Here is an 18,706-nt window from a genome sequence, read left to right on the forward strand (position 1 = left end):
TTCTTTGAAGTTTAGTCTATACCCTTACATTACGCCACGTCAGGCTCAAGATTCAAGAGTTCTCCGTAAACTAAATTTAGGGTCTTAATCTCTGTAACCTCAATCTCTGCAAAGCGTCCGACCCAAGAGGCGTCACCTACAAATGTTACTAAACGTGTATTATCAGCGGTACCGACCAATAAATTCGGATCTTTGTTGGAAACATTTTCAACCAAGACACGTTGAATTGTACCCAACATTGCATCTGTTTTACGGATACTTGATTGTTTAATCCAATGTTGAACTTTGGCCAAACGTTCTTTTTTCACTTCATCAGTTGTGTCATCTGGCAGGTCTGATGCAGGTGTGCCTGGACGCTTTGAATAAACAAAACTATAAGAATGGTCAAAGTCTAAATCTTGGATAAATTGATAGGTTTCTTCAAAATGCGCATCTGTTTCACCCGGGAACCCAATGATGAAGTCTGAAGATAAATGCATATCTGGACGAACTTTGCGTAGTTTGGCAATTTTTTCGATATAAACGTCAATTGTATGATTACGTTTCATGGCTTGTAACACATCATTTGAACCGCTTTGAACAGGCAAATGAAGGTGTGAAACCATTTGAGGTAAGTCGCGGTAGCATTGAATCAAATCATCGTTAAATTCAAGCGGATGTGATGTTGTATAACGTAGGCGACCAATTCCTGGGATTTCTGCAACAAGACGTAATAAATCTGCAAAGGTACAAATTTCACCTTCAAAAGTTTCACCACGGTAGCCATTTACATTCTGACCTAAAAGCGAAATTTCACGAACGCCTTTTTCTGCCAAACCTGCAATTTCAGCCAATACATCATCTAGTGGGCGAGAAACTTCTTCACCACGGGTATAAGGGACAACGCAGAAAGAGCAATATTTTGAACAGCCTTCCATGATTGAAACAAAAGCTTTATAACCTTCAACACGTGGTTCAGGTAAAAAGTCGAATTTTTCAATATCAGGGAAAGAGATATCCACCAGTTTAATTTTATCTTTTTTCGGTTTTTCAATTTGATCAACATGCTGATCAAGCATTTGTGGCAAACGGTGTAAAGTTTGTGGTCCAAATACCATGTCGACATAAGGCGCACGTTTTTGAATGTTGTCACCTTCTTGCGAAGCAACACAACCGCCTACACCGATCACCAGATCAGGATTTTTTTCTTTCAGTTTGCGCCAACGACCCAATTCAGAAAACACCTTTTCTTGTGCTTTTTCACGAATCGAACAGGTATTCATTAGCAAAATATCTGCATCACTTGGGTCAGTTGTGAGTACATAACCGTGTGAGTCGCCTAAAAGATCTGCCATACGATGACTGTCGTACTCATTCATCTGACACCCTTGCGTTTCGATATACAGTTTTTTAACTGCACCGTCGGCTGGGGTGTGCTGTGGCTGGGTAACAGTGTTTTCTGAGGCAGCTTTGGCACCATTGGGAATGAAGGTTTGAACCGTCATGGAGGCGTCTATCCTATAATTTAAACAAGGGAATTCTATATTTTAGAACCTGTTATTTTATCAGGTTCATAAATGGCGCACCATTTTACAGTATTTCACACAAGCTCAGGAAAAATATTTATTTTGGGGTGATTTGCCTTTGAAAATGATCAATAAAAAATATAAAAGATGAATCATAAGGTTACATAACACAACAGTAGAAATGGATTAGAATACTTAAACTAAGCACAATAAGTGCATCAACTAGTGAAAGACAAGTCATGCAGGGCGAGAGAAAAACGGTGTTAAAGCAACAATTTAAGCAAAATAAATTCAAGATTTACCTTGCAGGGATCATGGCATGTACAGGTTTGCAAATCGCTAACGCAGCAGAAGAGCAATTTAACGATGCTTTACGCAGTGCAAATGATTCAAGCACTTTAGAACAATATCGTATTGCTATGCAAAACGATGCTTTGGGGTATTACCCTGAATATTGGTCACTTAACGCCAATCTCGCTTTTCAGCCCGCTGCCAATATTGTTGGTTTTGCACGACGTTACCCACAATCTGCTATGGCTGAAAAACTTGCTGCAGATTATGTTGAAGAAAAAGTAAAACAAGCAGACTATGCGAGCGCACAACCCGTATTGCAATATGTCACTAATGCTGATCAAGCTGAAAATTGTGCAGTTGCACAAGTGCGTGCGAAAACAGGTGATGTTTTGGTTTTTGCAGAATTTAAAGACGTATGGCTGGCAACCAATGCACAACCAGAGTCTTGTAATGGTTTAGGTCGGATGATGTTGTCGAGCCCATTGATGACCACCCAAGACCGCCAACAGCGTTTATATGCACAATTGAGAGCAGGCCAGTCGGGGCAAGCCATTGCCACTGCACAATCTATAGGGATCAATTTATCACTGGCTCAGCTCAACCAAATTCAAGCCAATCCTTTGAATTACTTATGGTCAGCACCTAAAGCCAACGTGTCAGATTATGCTTATTTGGTCTATGCATTGGGGCGCGCGGCTGATACAGATTTAACCAGTGCTTTACAATCTGTACCTAAGTTGGTTCAGGATGTTCCTGCCGATGTACAAAAATATATTTATCGTACAGTGGGTTATATTGGTGGAACCACGGTAATGAAGAATAATTTTAACCGTGAAGTTTTACAAAATTTTGATGCGAGTTATGGTGTGCCGTTTAGCGCAGAAGAAGCTGAAATTTATGCACGACAAGCGATTCGTTTTGGTGCTTGGGAAAGTGTAATTCGCTCAATCGATAGTATGAGTGTGACGCAAAAGCAAGAAGATCGTTGGCAATATTGGTTAGCACGAGCTTCGGAGCAACGCACTGATCCGCAATCGAAAAAGGTGGCTCGAGATATTTTTCAGCGTTTAGCGATGGCGGGGGATGATTATCACAACTTATTGGCTAAAGACCATATCGGGCAAAAATATAATGCACGCCTTGATAATGAACAACCTTCAAGTAGTGATCAGCAACGTTTAAATCAAGACATCCATTTCCGTCGTGCTTTTGCTTTACGCAATATTGATGCACCTGCGGCCTATACCAATCGTGAGTGGAATTGGGCAGTACGACAAGCGTATTTAAAGCATGATGATGGTTTGTTACTTGCTGCGGCAAAACGTGCCACAGATATGGGTTGGTATGATCGTGCTATTTATGCGGCAGATCGCACTGAGAAAAAACACAATTATAGTTATCGTTATGCAACACCACATCAGGCAATGGTGGTGAGCCATAGTCGCAATGCAGGTATAGATCCTGCTTGGGCCTATGGTTTAATGCGTCAGGAAAGCCGTTTTGTGACAGCTGCTCGTTCGCATGTCGGCGCAGGCGGTTTAATGCAAATTATGCCTGGAACGGCAAAATTAGTCGCACGTCAAATGGGCGAAACCTATAATCCAGCTGCTTTAAGTGATGCCAATACCAATATTCGTTATGGTACTTTTTACTTGTCTATGATTCATGGGCAGTTGAGTAATAATCCTGTATTGGCAACAGCAGGTTATAATGCAGGGCCTAATCGTGCAAAACGCTGGCAGCCTGATTATCAAAATTTATCAGCAGATCAATATACCGAATCCATACCACTGAATGAAACACGTGACTATGTTAAAAACGTCATGACCAATGCTGCGCATTATGGAATTTTATTAGGACAAGGCCCTCAAGCAATTGAAAGTCGTATGCCTATAATTCCAACACGTGCAGCACAGTAGTGAATGAATTTGAACTTAATATAGAATGCTATTGGTAGGCCAATGATTTTCAAACTTTTGCGTAAATTGAAAAAGCGGGCAACAGCATGGATTTTATGCTGTGCAGGTTTCTTTCTGTTTAATTCTCAGTTGATTGCTGCTCCGCAATTGCAAGGTTATGTGATGCAGGTGCAATTAACACCTGCGGTATGTGCTTTGGATTCAAGTAAGCAAAAACAACGCAAATGTTTGGAAGGTTATTCTCTAACGATTACAGGGCTATTGCCTGAAACAACCGAGCGAGGCTGTGCGACCAATAGCTCTGCAAGCTTGTCACCTTTACAAGCCAAAGTGGTTGCAAGGGTGATGCCAGAAGAAAATGCACGGATTCAGTTGTGGCGTAGCATTGGTGATTGTGTACCAATGAGTGCAAGCCAATATTTTAGAACAGTCATTAATTTGGCAGATAAATTAAAAGTTCCTGCTGATTTAACCAGTTCTGAAAATAAAAACGTTCAATATAATGTATTGAAAAATCAATTTGTCAGATTAAATCCTGGTATGAATAACAACAGCATTCGTTTTACTTGCCAGAATCCATTGACTAATCCCGTTTTGACAGAGATTCAGGTGTGCTATCGAGTGAATGGTCAGTATAAACAATGTTCGAATCATATTGTTTCAAATTGCCCAAATACATTCTCGATTAAAGGAACTTATTAAGCTTTTTTATATATTTTATTTATATTTCCTATCATACTTTTGTTGAAAAGCATTCTCTTTTACATGCAACGGTCAATAGATTGGAGTACAATCTTTGCCGTTTATGATAATTCGATTAAAACGGATTTAGCCGTTTAATCACATTAACGATCCTCAATTGGAGATAATTACATGAAGCAACCTGTTCGCGTTGCCGTTACTGGTGCAGCTGGTCAAATCGGTTACAGCTTATTATTCCGTATTGCTAGCGGTGAGATGCTTGGTAAAGACCAACCTGTTATTTTGCAATTGTTAGAAGTTCCATTTGAGAAAGCTCAAGCTGCGCTTAAAGGCGTAATGATGGAATTAGATGACTGTGCTTTCCCATTATTGGCTGGCATGATCGGTACTGATGATCCTAAAGTTGCATTTAAAGATGCTGACTACGCGTTATTGGTTGGTTCACGTCCACGTGGTCCTGGTATGGAACGTGCTGACTTGTTAAAAGTGAACGGTGAAATCTTCATTGGTCAAGGTCAAGCACTGAATGAAGTTGCTAGCCGTGATGTTAAAGTACTTGTTGTAGGTAACCCTGCAAATACAAATGCTTACATCGCAATGAAATCTGCTCCAGATCTTCCAGCGAAAAACTTTACAGCAATGTTACGTCTTGACCACAACCGTGCGTTAACACAAATTGCTCAAAAAGCTGGTGTTGCTGTAGCAGACATCAAAAACATGACTGTTTGGGGTAACCACTCTCCAACAATGTATGCAGACTACCGTTTTGCAACAGTAAATGGCGAAAGCTTAAAAGACAAAATCAACGATGCTGACTGGAACGCAAACGTATTCCTTCCAACTGTTGGTAAACGTGGTGCTGCAATCATCGAAGCACGTGGTCTTTCTTCTGCTGCTTCTGCTGCTAATGCTGCAATCGATCATATGCGTGATTGGGCACTTGGTACAAATGGCGAGTGGGTAACAATGGGTATCCCTTCTGACGGTTCTTATGGTATTCCAGAAGGCGTGATGTACGGTGTTCCTGTAACTTGCGAAAATGGCGAGTACAAGCGTGTTGAAGGCTTAGAAATCGACGCATTCAGCCGTGAACGTATGGACAAAACACTTCAAGAACTTGAAGAAGAGCGCGCAGCTATTGCTGACATGCTTAAGTAAGTAAAAATTTAGTCTTCTAAAGATTAATTTTGAAAGGAACTCCATTTGGGGTGATGTTGATTGGTTAAGCGTAATTTAGAGATTACTTATTTAAGAATCTCCCCTAACCCCTCTTTAAAAAAGAGGGGAACTATTGAGAATCTAAAATAATATTAGATTATTGATACCCCCTCCTTTTCAAAGGTGAGGAGCATGCTCCGCAAGGGGGAGGATTTAAAAATGCTTAACTGACTGGACATTACTCCACTTGGGGTGCTTTTTTATTTAAATCAAAGCAAATCAACAAAAAAATAACAAGAATTAGCCAAGATAGCGTTGGAAAATAAAAGAAATATCGATAATTTAAGACTTATTTATATGTATTGAAAACAAATAACTTGAGGGAAATAAAATGTTTGATGAGCAACCAACACTAGAACTTTTATTTGAACAATTGGGTTTAGATGCAGACCAAACCGCGATTGATCATTTTGTGGCAACACACCAATTACCCAAAGACGTGATGATGCATCAAGCTGATTTTTGGAGTCCTTCTCAACGTGAATTTTTAAGTAGTCATTGGCAAAAAGACGATGAATGGGCGATTGTCGTAGACACATTAAATGAATTGTTAAGTCAAGATTTACAGCGGAAATAAAAGCTCAAAGCATATTTTTATGCGGCGAAAAATTCATCACAAATTGAAACAAGAAAAAATAGCTCAGGGGCTATTTTTTTTTCTGATTTTCTTATAAGTTATTTGCATAATCAATGACAATTATATTTATATGAGGAGTGCGCCATGCTCAGGACGAACAAACCATCCTTAGAATTATTGTTTGCGCAGTTAGGATTAGCCAATAGCCCTGCAGCAATTGAACTTTATGTGCGTACACATCAGCTTGCAGCCAATCAAAATTTACATGACGCACCATTTTGGAGTCGGTCTCAACGTGATTTTCTCATCAGTCATTTAGTTCAAGATGATGATTGGGCGATTTGGATAGACGAATTAAACCAACAACTTCATATGGATGCATACAAATTACAAATTGCTTAACGTTTTATCATTTTCCCAAGTGCAACAAAAAAGATGGCTGTGATAGCCATCTTTTCTTTTGTGTTGAACATTGTTCATTCACATTATTTTGTCGAATATTCACATTACATTCGACCATTGGAATCAATGCAATTTATTGTGAATCAACTGTGTAAACCAAGCTTCATTACGAACAGTATTAAAAGCAGGGTGTTGTTGATATAACTCTAAATCAAATTCATCCGATTTCACATATTTACTTAACCAGTGGCGAGTCAATGCAAAATCTTTTTTACTGACTGAAGCATAAGCCAACATGAAATAAATATCGCCATTTTCATGTTGTGTCATTGGTTTTAAAATTTGCTGAGTAATCAAAGCATAACGAGCTTCTTTGGTCAGTTCGAAATAAATCATATAGGCTTTGGCTAAGTGTAACGACAGCTTTATATACAATGACATAGGCATTTCATTATATTCAATGCGTGCTGTTTCAAGTAAAACAATCGCTTCTTGAAGAAAATGAACTTGTTCTTGCTTAGAGTTGCTTAGGGTGACCAGTTGTAAGCGCAAATCGCCACGCTCAAGTGCGAGTTCAGGCGTATTGTTTGACAAATACAATTGATCTGTTTCTCCAATACGCGAGATGATTTGTTTTGTATTTTCAAACATGTGCTGAATCCTCTTAATTTATAATCATATTATGCAGGCTATTTTCATAATTTAAAGGTTGAATTATTGATATTCAGCGTTGCAAAAATAAAGCTAAATACAGCCTATTAAATTATTGCTTGATCGCTTCTAAGCCAAGCAGTAATTGAGAGGCGTTGGTGTTTTGCCTGAATGACTTCGTGCAATAAATCACTTTGAAACATTGCAATCCGATTAGGTTTAGGTTGTATGGTGTGCCATACATCATTTTTATCTTGTAAATGAAGCTCACCACCCCAGTCATCTTGCCATTCTTGGTGCAAATAATAGACCGTAGAAATCATTCGACCATTCTTGTTTTGTGGATTATCACGATGTAATGCGTAAAATTCCCCTGCGTTATAACACGCGAAATGCGCTTCTACATCGTTAATACCAAGATAGAAATGACGATTTAACAGCTGAGAAAGTTGTTTTAAGGTATCGATATGATGTTGTGCGATGTCTAAATCTTCATTGATCCATAAAATATGGTCACTACGAATATTACTCACGACACCATTTTGAATCGCAGCTTCACGGAAGCAATTTAAATTGGACGTGCATTCATTAACCAGTTGATGTACATAGTCATGTGAATAAACATGATCAATCACAGCAAAGCCATGTTGATCCAAATCATCTAAAATTTGATCAATATTCCATGATTTTGGGAGTGTTGCTGCTTCCATAAATGTCCAAAAAGATCAGGTAAAAAATTATCGATCTATCTTAGAACAAACGATGGGCAGTGAAGAAATATTTTTTCGTGCTAAAATGTCAGTTGAACTCAGGAATGATTTGAAACATGAATTACCGTCACCATTACCATGCAGGCAACTTTGCCGATGTCATGAAGCATGTGTTATTGCTCCAACTTTTGACACGTTTAAATGCCAAAGACAAACCTTATCGCTATATAGATACACATGGTGGTGCGGGTAAATACGATTTATCAACCTCAGAAGCACAAAAATCTGGTGAATTTTTAACGGGTATTCATCGTTTGGTTAAACTCGATGATTCGATTAAGCGTAATGCGCCTGAAGGTGTTAAGCAGTACCTGAAAGTTGTTGAAGATATGCGTGCAACTTCTGGTAAAGGTGCTTATCCAGGGTCACCTTGGTTTGCATTGGAAGGTATGCGAGATATTGATAAAGCAACAATTTTTGAAATGCAACGTGATGTATTTCAACAGCTTTATTATAATATTCGTGACAAGCGTGCGGGTTTGCATGAGCGTGATGCATACGAAGGCTTACTTGGCGTGATTCCACCAAAAGAAAAACGTGGTTTGGTGATGATCGATCCACCTTACGAATTAGAGCGTAAAGATTTTCCACAATTGGTTGAACTCATCGCAGCTGCACATAAGAAATGGTCAACAGGTGTTTTTGCAATTTGGTATCCAATTAAAGATCGTGCCATGATTGAACGTTTTGAAAAGAAAATGATCAAAACAGGAATCCGCCGTCAATTGGTGTGTGAAGTTTGTGTATGGCCAGATGACACACCTGTCGGTTTAAATGGTTGTGGTTTATTGGTGATTAACCCACCTTGGAAGTTTTCTGAGGATGCAGATCAAGCACTACAATGGTTATTCCCTCATTTACGTATGAGTGAAAATGGTGGACATGCTGCAGTTCGTTGGTTAGTGGGTGAATAAACTAAGCTAAAATTGGTAGTCGAATTGGGCACTATCACATATGTGAATTACAAAATTTAGATAAATAAATGATGTAATTCACATGATTTTACTTAGAAATAAACGCTATAAATAATGAGTTAGAATATCAACAGCTCTAGCGAGTCATAGATAGGATTCAAAAATGACAAATATAAATAAACCAGAAAGCCCTAATACTTCAGATCAAAATCATGCTTTTGATGGTATTACTTTTGAAGTGGAAGAGGAAGAACATACACATGAAGGGCAGAAGGTGAAACGTCGAGGAATCTATTTATGGCCGAACTTGATCACAACCTCTGCGTTGTTATCAGGTTTTTACTCGATTATTGCCAGTATGAATGGTGATTATATTCAAGCCATTTATGCAATTTTTCTTGCTGCTTTATTTGATGGTTTAGATGGTCGTGTCGCACGAGCGATTGGCGCTCAAAGTGCTTTTGGTGAACAATTTGACTCATTATCAGACCTATTGGCATTTGGTGTTGCGCCTGCAATATTGATGTATAGCTGGAGTTTGCATGATCTAGGTCGTATAGGTTTAGCAGCTTGTTTTGTTTATACCGCATGTGCAGCATTCCGTTTGGCACGTTTTAATGTTCAAATTGGTGTCGTTGATAAACGCTACTTTATCGGTGTTGCAAGTCCATTGGCGGCAATTATCATTATTGCTTGGGTCTGGGTTGGACAAGATTTCCCTTATATCTTCGATTTAAAAGATAAGGCAATCCAAGCTTTGAATGCTGCAACAATAGTTGCTGTTGGTTTGTTGATGATTTCTAATATTAAATATTATTCATTTAAAACAGTTGACCGTAAACGTGTTCCATTTTTTGTATTGCCAATTGCAGTATTTATTTTGGCAGCAATGACTTATAACATTCCAGTAGGGATATTGGTGATCTCGATTATTTATGCAATTTCAGGTTTTATCACCACCTTTTTGGCGAGAAAAAATACTATTAATGAATAATAAGAGATGACTTCATAAGAAGTTCGAAGTAGGTGAGGAGCTTGATATGCGATTGTTTCAAGATTTCTTAGATCAGTCTAAACAACTGAATCAAGCTCGCAAGCCTGTCGAACTTTTTTATCATCCACCGAAAGATAAATATAAAATTATCCATCAGAAATTGGTGATTGCAAATTTACCTGCACCATTACATTACATAAACTTTTTTAGCCTTATTGGGCAGCCGAATAATCCTGTTTTTTGCAATCAAAGTGAAATTTCGACTTTTGCCTTGGATACAGTCACGACTTTGAGTAGTTCGAGTCCACATATGGTTGGGCAACTCAATGCGTGCTCAATCAAAAAACAGTGTAAATTCCAAATCGACCAAAATAACAATACGGATTTTAAATTTGGAGATAGAGAACGCGTCTTTGGGCAATTTCCAGATTTTAAAATACAACGTCAAGATAATGAATTCAGTCTAGATTTAAATATAACCACCACACCATTGTTATCACACTTTGTACATCTTAAATTTGGTTTTGCTGAACACTGGTCTGTACTTGCGCATTGCGAAGGGCAGATTACATATAAAGATCAGAAATTTGAAATAAAGCAGAAAGGTGCATTTGAATACGCTCGATTGGTGAATTTCCCGTATTTGCCTTATGCCTTATATGTTTATCAATTGATTCAACTGACGGATGATCGGCAAATAATTTTGATGCACAGTCGTGATCAGCTCAATAACATTCTACATTCACGAATTTACATTCGAGATCTACAAAATAATGAATTGAGCATGTTAGATCAGCGTGTATATTTTAAAATTCATCGCGTGTTTCCAAAAGTTAAAACCGTAAACCAGCAAGAAATGTATTTACCTAGAGAATTTGAATGGCAATATCAAGATGAAAATATTCAAATTGATATTCAAGCACAGAGTCGAGGTGATTATAAATTTGGATTAGCTGCAGGCTATGTAGGAAGCTTTAGCTATCAAGCAAAAATTAATGAAGAATTTTATGAAGGCGAAAGTGGCTATTGTGAATATATCGATTGCCGTCCTTTGAAATGGCAAGAAATAGATAAAGATAATAAATTGTTCAATAAAGCAGCCAATCCAGCACTTATTATGCTAAAAAAATAGTAAAAGCGATAATTTTGCTGAATAAATAATCAAACAATACAATAATTAAAAAATAAATTAAAAAAGGGGGTTGTGTTGGTTTAGGAATGGTGTAGAATGCACATCCATCGGCGGTGATGTTAAATAAAACTTCTGATAAATCAATAGCTTGAAAGGTTTAGATAGATTTCTAAAGGAAATTTGTTGAATTGATTAAAGAATGATTTGTTAGAAAAAAGATTAACATTAACGATTGACTTTTAAGAGATTGAGAGTAATATAGCCGACCTAGCTTGATGCTGACGAAGCATTGAGAAGATCATTAAGAGAATATGAAGAACAACTTGTGTGGATTTTTACTGATTGATTGATCGAAAATATTTCATTGATTGAAAGGTTTAAATTACTCGAAGTTTATTTGAGAGAATTTGTCAGGAAATTGATGAGCCAGAATTGTGACCTTAAGTCACTAATGATTTTAACTGAAGAGTTTGATCATGGCTCAGATTGAACGCTGGCGGCAGGCTTAACACATGCAAGTCGAGCGGGGGATGTAGCTTCGGTTATATCTCTAGCGGCGGACGGGTGAGTAATGCTTAGGAATCTGCCATTTAGTGGGGGACAACATTCCGAAAGGAATGCTAATACCGCATACGTCCTACGGGAGAAAGCAGGGGATCTTCGGACCTTGCGCTAAATGATGAGCCTAAGTCGGATTAGCTAGTTGGTGGGGTAAAGGCCTACCAAGGCGACGATCTGTAGCGGGTCTGAGAGGATGATCCGCCACACTGGGACTGAGACACGGCCCAGACTCCTACGGGAGGCAGCAGTGGGGAATATTGGACAATGGGGGGAACCCTGATCCAGCCATGCCGCGTGTGTGAAGAAGGCCTTATGGTTGTAAAGCACTTTAAGCGAGGAGGAGGAGCTCTAGGCTAATATCCTAGATGCTTGGACGTTACTCGCAGAATAAGCACCGGCTAACTCTGTGCCAGCAGCCGCGGTAATACAGAGGGTGCGAGCGTTAATCGGATTTACTGGGCGTAAAGCGTACGTAGGCGGCTTTTTAAGTCGGATGTGAAATCCCTGAGCTTAACTTAGGAATTGCATTCGATACTGGGAAGCTAGAGTATGGGAGAGGATGGTAGAATTCCAGGTGTAGCGGTGAAATGCGTAGAGATCTGGAGGAATACCGATGGCGAAGGCAGCCATCTGGCCTAATACTGACGCTGAGGTACGAAAGCATGGGGAGCAAACAGGATTAGATACCCTGGTAGTCCATGCCGTAAACGATGTCTACTAGCCGTTGGGGCCTTTGAGGCTTTAGTGGCGCAGCTAACGCGATAAGTAGACCGCCTGGGGAGTACGGTCGCAAGACTAAAACTCAAATGAATTGACGGGGGCCCGCACAAGCGGTGGAGCATGTGGTTTAATTCGATGCAACGCGAAGAACCTTACCTGGTCTTGACATAGTAAGAACTTTCCAGAGATGGATTGGTGCCTTCGGGAACTTACATACAGGTGCTGCATGGCTGTCGTCAGCTCGTGTCGTGAGATGTTGGGTTAAGTCCCGCAACGAGCGCAACCCTTTTCCTTATTTGCCAGCACTTCGGGTGGGAACTTTAAGGATACTGCCAGTGACAAACTGGAGGAAGGCGGGGACGACGTCAAGTCATCATGGCCCTTACGACCAGGGCTACACACGTGCTACAATGGTCGGTACAAAGGGTTGCTACCTAGCGATAGGATGCTAATCTCAAAAAGCCGATCGTAGTCCGGATTGGAGTCTGCAACTCGACTCCATGAAGTCGGAATCGCTAGTAATCGCGGATCAGAATGCCGCGGTGAATACGTTCCCGGGCCTTGTACACACCGCCCGTCACACCATGGGAGTTTGTTGCACCAGAAGTAGGTAGTCTAACCTTAGGGAGGACGCTTACCACGGTGTGGCCGACGACTGGGGTGAAGTCGTAACAAGGTAGCCGTAGGGGAACCTGCGGCTGGATCACCTCCTTAACGAAAGATTGGTTATTGGTAAGAATCCACAACAAGTTGTTCTTCATTGATGTATCTGAGGGTCTGTAGCTCAGTTGGTTAGAGCACACGCTTGATAAGCGTGGGGTCACAAGTTCAAGTCTTGTCAGACCCACCAAGTCTACTGATTGAAATTGAAGAAATTCAAGATTACAGAGAAACAGATATATTAAGATCTTAAGCTGGGGACTTAGCTTAGTTGGTAGAGCGCCTGCTTTGCACGCAGGAGGTCAGGAGTTCGACTCTCCTAGTCTCCACCATACATTACGAAGTAATGTGAAAACGAAAGTTAAATCCTAAAGATAGTTTATAGAAATTAATGAATAAGAAGATCACATGGTCTTGATTTATTAACTTCTGTGATTTATCACAGTGAACTACTTGCTGACGAGGCGGTAGTGAATCATTAACAGAATAAATTTGAGTTGAAATAATTGTTTAACTCGTTTCAAGCAAATTAACAAGCAATTGTTAATGTTGAATGAAATGAGCACTAGCGATAAAACTGAATCAAGCGTTTTGGTATATGAATTAAATTGAAGCTGTACAGTGCTTAAGTGCACGAACAACAGATAGTAGCAATTAAGTTTGCAACGATAACACTCACTTGTATGTGTTAGCGACTGTTTGGGGTTGTATAGTCAAGTAATTAAGTGCATGTGGTGGATGCCTTGGCAGTCAGAGGCGAAGAAAGACGTAATAGCCTGCGATAAGCTTCGGGGAGGCGGCAAATATCCTGTGATCCGGAGATTTCTGAATGGGGAAACCCACTTACCATAAGGTAGGTATCGCATGATGAATACATAGTCATGCGAGGCGAACGAGGGGAAGTGAAACATCTCAGTACCCTTAGGAAAAGAAATCAATTGAGATTCCGTCAGTAGCGGCGAGCGAACGCGGATCAGCCCATTAAGTTATATGTGTATTAGCGGAACGCTCTGGGAAGTGCGACCGTAGAGGGTGATAGTCCCGTACACGAAAGTGCACATATAATGATGACGAGTAGGGCGAGGCACGTGAAACCTTGTCTGAATATGGGGGGACCATCCTCCAAGGCTAAATACTCCTGACTGACCGATAGTGAACCAGTACCGTGAGGGAAAGGCGAAAAGAACCCCTGTGAGGGGAGTGAAATAGATCCTGAAACCGCATGCATACAAGCAGTGGGAGCCGACTTGTTCGGTGACTGCGTACCTTTTGTATAATGGGTCAGCGACTTATATTCAGTAGCAAGGTTAACCGTATAGGGGAGCCGTAGAGAAATCGAGTCTTAATAGGGCGTTTAGTTGCTGGGTATAGACCCGAAACCGGGTGATCTATCCATGAGCAGGTTGAAGGTTGGGTAACACTAACTGGAGGACCGAACCCACTGTCGTTGAAAAGCCAGGGGATGACTTGTGGATAGGGGTGAAAGGCTAATCAAACTCGGTGATAGCTGGTTCTCCCCGAAAGCTATTTAGGTAGCGCCTCGGACGAATACCATAGGGGGTAGAGCACTGTTTCGGCTAGGGGGTCATCCCGACTTACCAAACCGATGCAAACTCCGAATACCTATGAGTACTATCCGGGAGACAGACTGCGGGTGCTAACGTCCGTAGTCAAGAGGAAAACAATCCAGACCGCCAGCTAAGGCCCCAAAATTATAGTTAAGTGGGAAACGATGTGGGAAGGCATAGACAGCTAGGAGGTTGGCTTAGAAGCAGCCACCCTTTAAAGAAAGCGTAATAGCTCACTAGTCGAGTCGGCCTGCGCGGAAGATGTAACGGGGCTAAAACTATATGCCGAAGCTGCGGATGTGCACTAAGTGCACGTGGTAGGGGAGCGTTCTGTAAGCCGATGAAGGTGTGTTGAGAAGCATGCTGGAGGTATCAGAAGTGCGAATGCTGACGTGAGTAACGACAAAACGGGTGAAAAACCCGTTCGCTGAAAGACCAAGGGTTCCAGTCCAACGTTAATCGGGGCTGGGTGAGTCGACCCCTAAGGCGAGGCCGAGAGGCGTAGTCGATGGGAAATTGGTTAATATTCCAATACTTCTGTGTAATGCGATGAGAGGACGGAGAAGGTTAAGTCAGCCTGGCGTTGGTTGTCCAGGTGAAAGGTTGTAGGCATGTATCTTAGGCAAATCCGGGGTACTCTATGCTGAGAACTGATAACAAGCTAGTTTACTAGCGAAGTGGCTGATACCAAGCTTCCAGGAAAAGTCTCTAAGCTTCAGTTACACAGGAATCGTACCCGAAACCGACACAGGTGGTCAGGTCGAGTAGACCAAAGCGCTTGAGAGAACTCTGCTGAAGGAACTAGGCAAAATGGTACCGTAACTTCGGGAGAAGGTACGCTGCTGACGGTGATAGGACTTGCTCCTTGAGCTATTGGCAGCCACAGAAACCAGGCCCCTGCAACTGTTTATTAAAAACATAGCACTCTGCAAACACGAAAGTGGACGTATAGGGTGTGATGCCTGCCCGGTGCTGGAAGGTTAATTGATGGGGTTAGCGTAAGCGAAGCTCTTGATCGAAGCCCCAGTAAACGGCGGCCGTAACTATAACGGTCCTAAGGTAGCGAAATTCCTTGTCGGGTAAGTTCCGACCTGCACGAATGGCATAATGATGGGGGCGCTGTCTCCAGCAGAGGCTCAGTGAAATCGAAATCGCCGTGAAGATGCGGTGTACCCGCGGCTAGACGGAAAGACCCCGTGAACCTTTACTGCAGCTTGACATTGAACTTTGATCTTACTTGTGTAGGATAGGTGGGAGGCTATGAAATTGGGACGCCAGTTCCAATGGAGCCATCCTTGAAATACCACCCTGGTAATATTGAGGTTCTAACTCTGTCCCGTTATCCGGGACGAGGACCATGTCTGGTGGGTAGTTTGACTGGGGCGGTCTCCTCCTAAAGAGTAACGGAGGAGTACGAAGGTGCGCTCAGCGTGGTCGGAAATCACGCGTAGAGTATAAAGGCAAAAGCGCGCTTAACTGCGAGACCCACAAGTCGAGCAGGTACGAAAGTAGGTCTTAGTGATCCGGTGGTTCTGTATGGAAGGGCCATCGCTCAACGGATAAAAGGTACTCTGGGGATAACAGGCTGATACCGCCCAAGAGTTCATATCGACGGCGGTGTTTGGCACCTCGATGTCGGCTCATCTCATCCTGGGGCTGAAGCAGGTCCCAAGGGTATGGCTGTTCGCCATTTAAAGAGGTACGCGAGCTGGGTTTAGAACGTCGTGAGACAGTTCGGTCCCTATCTACCGTGGGCGTTGGAAATTTGAGAGGATCTGCTCCTAGTACGAGAGGACCAGAGTGGACGAACCTCTGGTGTACCGGTTGTGACGCCAGTCGCATCGCCGGGTAGCTATGTTCGGAAGGGATAACCGCTGAAAGCATCTAAGCGGGAAGCCTACCTCAAGATAAGATTTCCCCGAGGCTTTATGCCTCCTAAAGAGCCGTTGAAGACTACGACGTTGATAGGTTGGATGTGGAAGTACGGTGACGTATGAAGCTGACCAATACTAATTGCTCGTGAGGCTTGACTATACAACACCCAAACAGTTGTATATAGAGCATCATTTGATTCATAAAAGATCAATCATACTTGATTTAGTTGTAAAGCTAGTTACAATACCCAACTCAAATGTTCTGTTAAACTCATTTGGTACCAAGTAAGGCATTTAAATAAGACCCGAACAAGTCCATAACAGTTTGCTGGCGACAATAGCAAGAGTGAACCACCTGATCCCTTCCCGAACTCAGAAGTGAAACCTCTTAGCGCTGATGGTAGTGTGGGGTTACCCATGTGAGAGTAAGTCATCGCCAGCTTTTAAATTCAAAACACCCCCAACTCGATAGTTGGGGGTGTTTTTTTTTGCTTGGGGGTTGTCGACAAAAGAATTATTTCGATGCAATATCTACACATCAGTCTTATTATATCTGGGTGAAAGGGGGATCAATGATGTTGAGTAATCTGTATCAACGCTCTTCTTGTTATTATTGTCATAGCATGCATAAATAGGCTTTTAGTGCTAGGGTTGAGTCAAGATCAAAATAAGCTGCTAACCATTTAAGTTGATTAGCATTTTATAAAAATGATTTGATAAAACTTTTACTATATTAAAGTTGTCTACGTGCATGTTTAAAAGCTGTTCTTAAACCTTCTTCTAAAGTTGGGTGGTAGAACGGTTTTTGTAAAATATCATCGAGTGTGACTTCTTCTGAAATCATCCAAGCCAATAAGTGTGCCATATGTTCGGCTGATTCCACAAAAAGTTCAGCACCGAGTAGTTTTCTAGAGCTTTTATCAATATAGATCTCGATAGCCCCTTTATTTTTTCCTAAAACTATCGCACGACCTTGTTTTTCATAAGATGCATAACCCGTGATGAACTCAATTCCTAATTTAGATAAGTTTGAATAACTAGACCCAACAATTGCCATTTCAGGATAAGAAAATACAATGCCCAAAGGCGTTAGCTGTTTTAGGTTTACTAGTTTAGGAAAATTTAGACAACTGGAAATAACCCATTTCCCTTCACTTGCTGCCTCATGCTGTAAAGGTGTTTGTGTAAACGCATCTCCAATAATGAATATCGGTAGGTTCGAAAGTTGTTTAGTTTCATTATTTAAGGGTAATTTTTTTAGATCTGAGAAGGATGAATCTATATTCTCTAAACTCAATGTTTTTAAATTACTTTGGCGGCCAGTCGCGGCTAAAACGTAATCAACATAAATATGTTTGGATTCGGCATTTTCAATAAAATTAAGTTTTACACCATGCTGAGTAGATTCAGCAGAATTGGGTAATATTTCAAACTTGATGTTTAAGTCTTTGCTGAGTTCAACTTGTGCAATTTGTTGTAATTTGGGACTGCTGAGAATACCGACCTTTTTACTTCTTGCAAATACGGTTGTTTCTACACCTAATCGCTGCATAGCTTGGGCTAATTCAATGGCAATCACACCACTTCCAATCACTGCGATTGATTTTGGTAAAGTTTCTAATTCAAAGATTTCATCAGAAGTTATTAATTTATTTCCAAGTTCTTCTTTCCATGCTGCTTCGTAATTTGGAGTAGAACCTACTGCAATAACAAATGATTTGGCGGTATAGGACTGTCCATTAACTTCAATCGTGTGTTTATTGATAAACTTTGCTTGGCCATTAATTTTATGTTTTGAATTCCAGCTATCGACATCTTTTAGCGTTGCTCTTGTAAAACGATCCCGTAATTTTCTAACATGTTGCATTACATTTGAGGTATCTATTTCAGATTTTACGATTAAGCCGACCTCATTGGCATGTTGAATATCATACATTCTATTGGCTGTAGAAATAAGAACTTTGCTTGGCATGCATCCAACGCGCGCGCAAGTTGTATCCCATGGGCCATCATTGATGATTAAAATATTTGATGTATATTTGATTGCCTCTTTGTAGGCACTGATTCCTGCAGTTCCTGCACCGATAATGATAATGTCGTACATTGTATTAACCTGATTTTAAATAATTAAACATTACATTAAAAAACATTTCGAAATAGTATATTTACACATATAGATATCTATGTTTACATAGCATGCAAAATAATCTACAACAATTTTGGGGTTTCTTAAGTTGGAAAAAAT

General features: G+C 40.8%; 12 protein-coding genes, 2 tRNA genes and 3 rRNA genes. 13 read left to right on the plus strand and 4 right to left on the minus strand.

Annotation, left to right across the window (positions count from 1 at the left end):
- Positions 1 to 29 precede the first annotated feature (29 nt).
- Positions 30 to 1,484: a tRNA (N6-isopentenyl adenosine(37)-C2)-methylthiotransferase MiaB gene (miaB, locus tag ACY45D_RS02585; RefSeq protein WP_463108314.1), complete on the minus strand. Its 1,455-nt coding sequence runs from the start codon at positions 1,482 to 1,484 to the stop codon at positions 30 to 32.
- Positions 1,485 to 1,819: 335 nt separating this feature from the next.
- On the opposite strand from miaB, the gene ACY45D_RS02590 reads away from it, so the two are divergent.
- The 5 genes from ACY45D_RS02590 (at position 1,820) to ACY45D_RS02610 (ending at position 6,617) form a co-directional block, all read left to right on the plus strand.
- Complete coding sequence (locus tag ACY45D_RS02590; protein WP_463109406.1) at positions 1,820 to 3,718, plus strand: lytic transglycosylase domain-containing protein; 1,899 nt, start codon at positions 1,820 to 1,822, stop codon at positions 3,716 to 3,718.
- 42 nt (positions 3,719 to 3,760) lie between these two features.
- Positions 3,761 to 4,420 (plus strand): ribonuclease T2 family protein, encoded by a 660-nt coding sequence (locus tag ACY45D_RS02595; RefSeq protein ID WP_463108315.1) that lies wholly within the window; start codon positions 3,761 to 3,763, stop codon positions 4,418 to 4,420.
- A gap of 171 nt (positions 4,421 to 4,591) precedes the next feature.
- Complete coding sequence (locus ACY45D_RS02600) at positions 4,592 to 5,578, plus strand: malate dehydrogenase (protein WP_463108316.1); 987 nt, start codon at positions 4,592 to 4,594, stop codon at positions 5,576 to 5,578.
- A gap of 391 nt (positions 5,579 to 5,969) precedes the next feature.
- Positions 5,970 to 6,215 carry a DUF2789 family protein gene (locus ACY45D_RS02605; RefSeq protein ID WP_463108317.1) on the plus strand — a complete coding sequence of 82 codons (246 nt, stop codon included), beginning with the start codon at positions 5,970 to 5,972 and terminating at the stop codon, positions 6,213 to 6,215.
- Positions 6,216 to 6,359: 144 nt separating this feature from the next.
- Positions 6,360 to 6,617 carry a DUF2789 family protein gene (locus ACY45D_RS02610; RefSeq protein ID WP_120384661.1) on the plus strand — a complete coding sequence of 86 codons (258 nt, stop codon included), beginning with the start codon at positions 6,360 to 6,362 and terminating at the stop codon, positions 6,615 to 6,617.
- Positions 6,618 to 6,740: 123 nt separating this feature from the next.
- Here the strand turns inward: ACY45D_RS02610 and ACY45D_RS02615 are convergent, their stop codons facing one another.
- Entirely contained in the window at positions 6,741 to 7,268 is a 528-nt protein-coding gene (locus ACY45D_RS02615) for a hypothetical protein (RefSeq protein WP_463108318.1), read from the minus strand.
- A gap of 107 nt (positions 7,269 to 7,375) precedes the next feature.
- Positions 7,376 to 7,978 (minus strand): 2OG-Fe(II) oxygenase, encoded by a 603-nt coding sequence (locus ACY45D_RS02620; protein ID WP_463108319.1) that lies wholly within the window; start codon positions 7,976 to 7,978, stop codon positions 7,376 to 7,378.
- Between the two features lie 116 nt (positions 7,979 to 8,094).
- On the opposite strand from ACY45D_RS02620, the gene ACY45D_RS02625 reads away from it, so the two are divergent.
- The 8 genes from ACY45D_RS02625 (at position 8,095) to rrf (ending at position 16,903) form a co-directional block, all read left to right on the plus strand.
- On the plus strand, positions 8,095 to 8,952 hold the full coding sequence (locus ACY45D_RS02625; RefSeq protein ID WP_463108320.1) for a 23S rRNA (adenine(2030)-N(6))-methyltransferase RlmJ: 858 nt from the start codon (positions 8,095 to 8,097) through the stop codon (positions 8,950 to 8,952).
- A gap of 163 nt (positions 8,953 to 9,115) precedes the next feature.
- Positions 9,116 to 9,946, plus strand: a complete 831-nt coding sequence (pssA, locus tag ACY45D_RS02630; protein ID WP_463108321.1) for a CDP-diacylglycerol--serine O-phosphatidyltransferase — start codon at positions 9,116 to 9,118, stop codon at positions 9,944 to 9,946.
- A gap of 46 nt (positions 9,947 to 9,992) precedes the next feature.
- Positions 9,993 to 11,078, plus strand: a complete 1,086-nt coding sequence (locus tag ACY45D_RS02635; protein ID WP_463108322.1) for a DUF6670 family protein — start codon at positions 9,993 to 9,995, stop codon at positions 11,076 to 11,078.
- A 458-nt stretch (positions 11,079 to 11,536) separates the two neighbouring features.
- A 16S ribosomal RNA gene (locus ACY45D_RS02640) occupies positions 11,537 to 13,073 on the plus strand.
- Positions 13,074 to 13,132: 59 nt separating this feature from the next.
- Positions 13,133 to 13,209, plus strand: a tRNA-Ile gene (locus ACY45D_RS02645).
- Positions 13,210 to 13,275: 66 nt separating this feature from the next.
- Positions 13,276 to 13,351: transfer RNA gene (locus ACY45D_RS02650), tRNA-Ala, on the plus strand.
- A 379-nt stretch (positions 13,352 to 13,730) separates the two neighbouring features.
- Positions 13,731 to 16,621: ribosomal RNA gene (locus tag ACY45D_RS02655) — 23S ribosomal RNA — on the plus strand.
- A gap of 167 nt (positions 16,622 to 16,788) precedes the next feature.
- Positions 16,789 to 16,903 (plus strand): 5S ribosomal RNA (gene rrf, locus ACY45D_RS02660).
- The 16S, 23S and 5S rRNA genes sit together here with 2 tRNA genes alongside, the layout of an rRNA operon.
- Positions 16,904 to 17,194: 291 nt before the next feature.
- Here rrf and ACY45D_RS02665 read toward each other — a convergent pair.
- On the minus strand, positions 17,195 to 18,565 hold the full coding sequence (locus ACY45D_RS02665; protein ID WP_463108323.1) for a dihydrolipoyl dehydrogenase: 1,371 nt from the start codon (positions 18,563 to 18,565) through the stop codon (positions 17,195 to 17,197).
- Between the last annotated feature and the right edge of the window lie 141 nt (positions 18,566 to 18,706).

The sequence above is a fragment of the Acinetobacter sp. BZX-2 genome, from assembly GCF_055179795.1.

What these genes read in the sequence shown, in the direction of transcription:
- ACY45D_RS02620 (WP_463108319.1), bottom strand. Translation starts at nt 7,978, where the DNA reads ATGGAAGCAGCAACACTCCCAAAATCATGGAATATTGATCAAATTTTA.
- pssA (WP_463108321.1), top strand. Translation starts at nt 9,116, where the DNA reads ATGACAAATATAAATAAACCAGAAAGCCCTAATACTTCAGATCAAAAT.
- ACY45D_RS02600 (WP_463108316.1), top strand. Translation starts at nt 4,592, where the DNA reads ATGAAGCAACCTGTTCGCGTTGCCGTTACTGGTGCAGCTGGTCAAATC.
- ACY45D_RS02610 (WP_120384661.1), top strand. Translation starts at nt 6,360, where the DNA reads ATGCTCAGGACGAACAAACCATCCTTAGAATTATTGTTTGCGCAGTTA.
- ACY45D_RS02635 (WP_463108322.1), top strand. Translation starts at nt 9,993, where the DNA reads ATGCGATTGTTTCAAGATTTCTTAGATCAGTCTAAACAACTGAATCAA.
- ACY45D_RS02595 (WP_463108315.1), top strand. Translation starts at nt 3,761, where the DNA reads ATGATTTTCAAACTTTTGCGTAAATTGAAAAAGCGGGCAACAGCATGG.
- ACY45D_RS02625 (WP_463108320.1), top strand. Translation starts at nt 8,095, where the DNA reads ATGAATTACCGTCACCATTACCATGCAGGCAACTTTGCCGATGTCATG.
- ACY45D_RS02590 (WP_463109406.1), top strand. Translation starts at nt 1,820, where the DNA reads ATGGCATGTACAGGTTTGCAAATCGCTAACGCAGCAGAAGAGCAATTT.
- ACY45D_RS02615 (WP_463108318.1), bottom strand. Translation starts at nt 7,268, where the DNA reads ATGTTTGAAAATACAAAACAAATCATCTCGCGTATTGGAGAAACAGAT.
- ACY45D_RS02665 (WP_463108323.1), bottom strand. Translation starts at nt 18,565, where the DNA reads ATGTACGACATTATCATTATCGGTGCAGGAACTGCAGGAATCAGTGCC.
- ACY45D_RS02605 (WP_463108317.1), top strand. Translation starts at nt 5,970, where the DNA reads ATGTTTGATGAGCAACCAACACTAGAACTTTTATTTGAACAATTGGGT.
- miaB (WP_463108314.1), bottom strand. Translation starts at nt 1,484, where the DNA reads ATGACGGTTCAAACCTTCATTCCCAATGGTGCCAAAGCTGCCTCAGAA.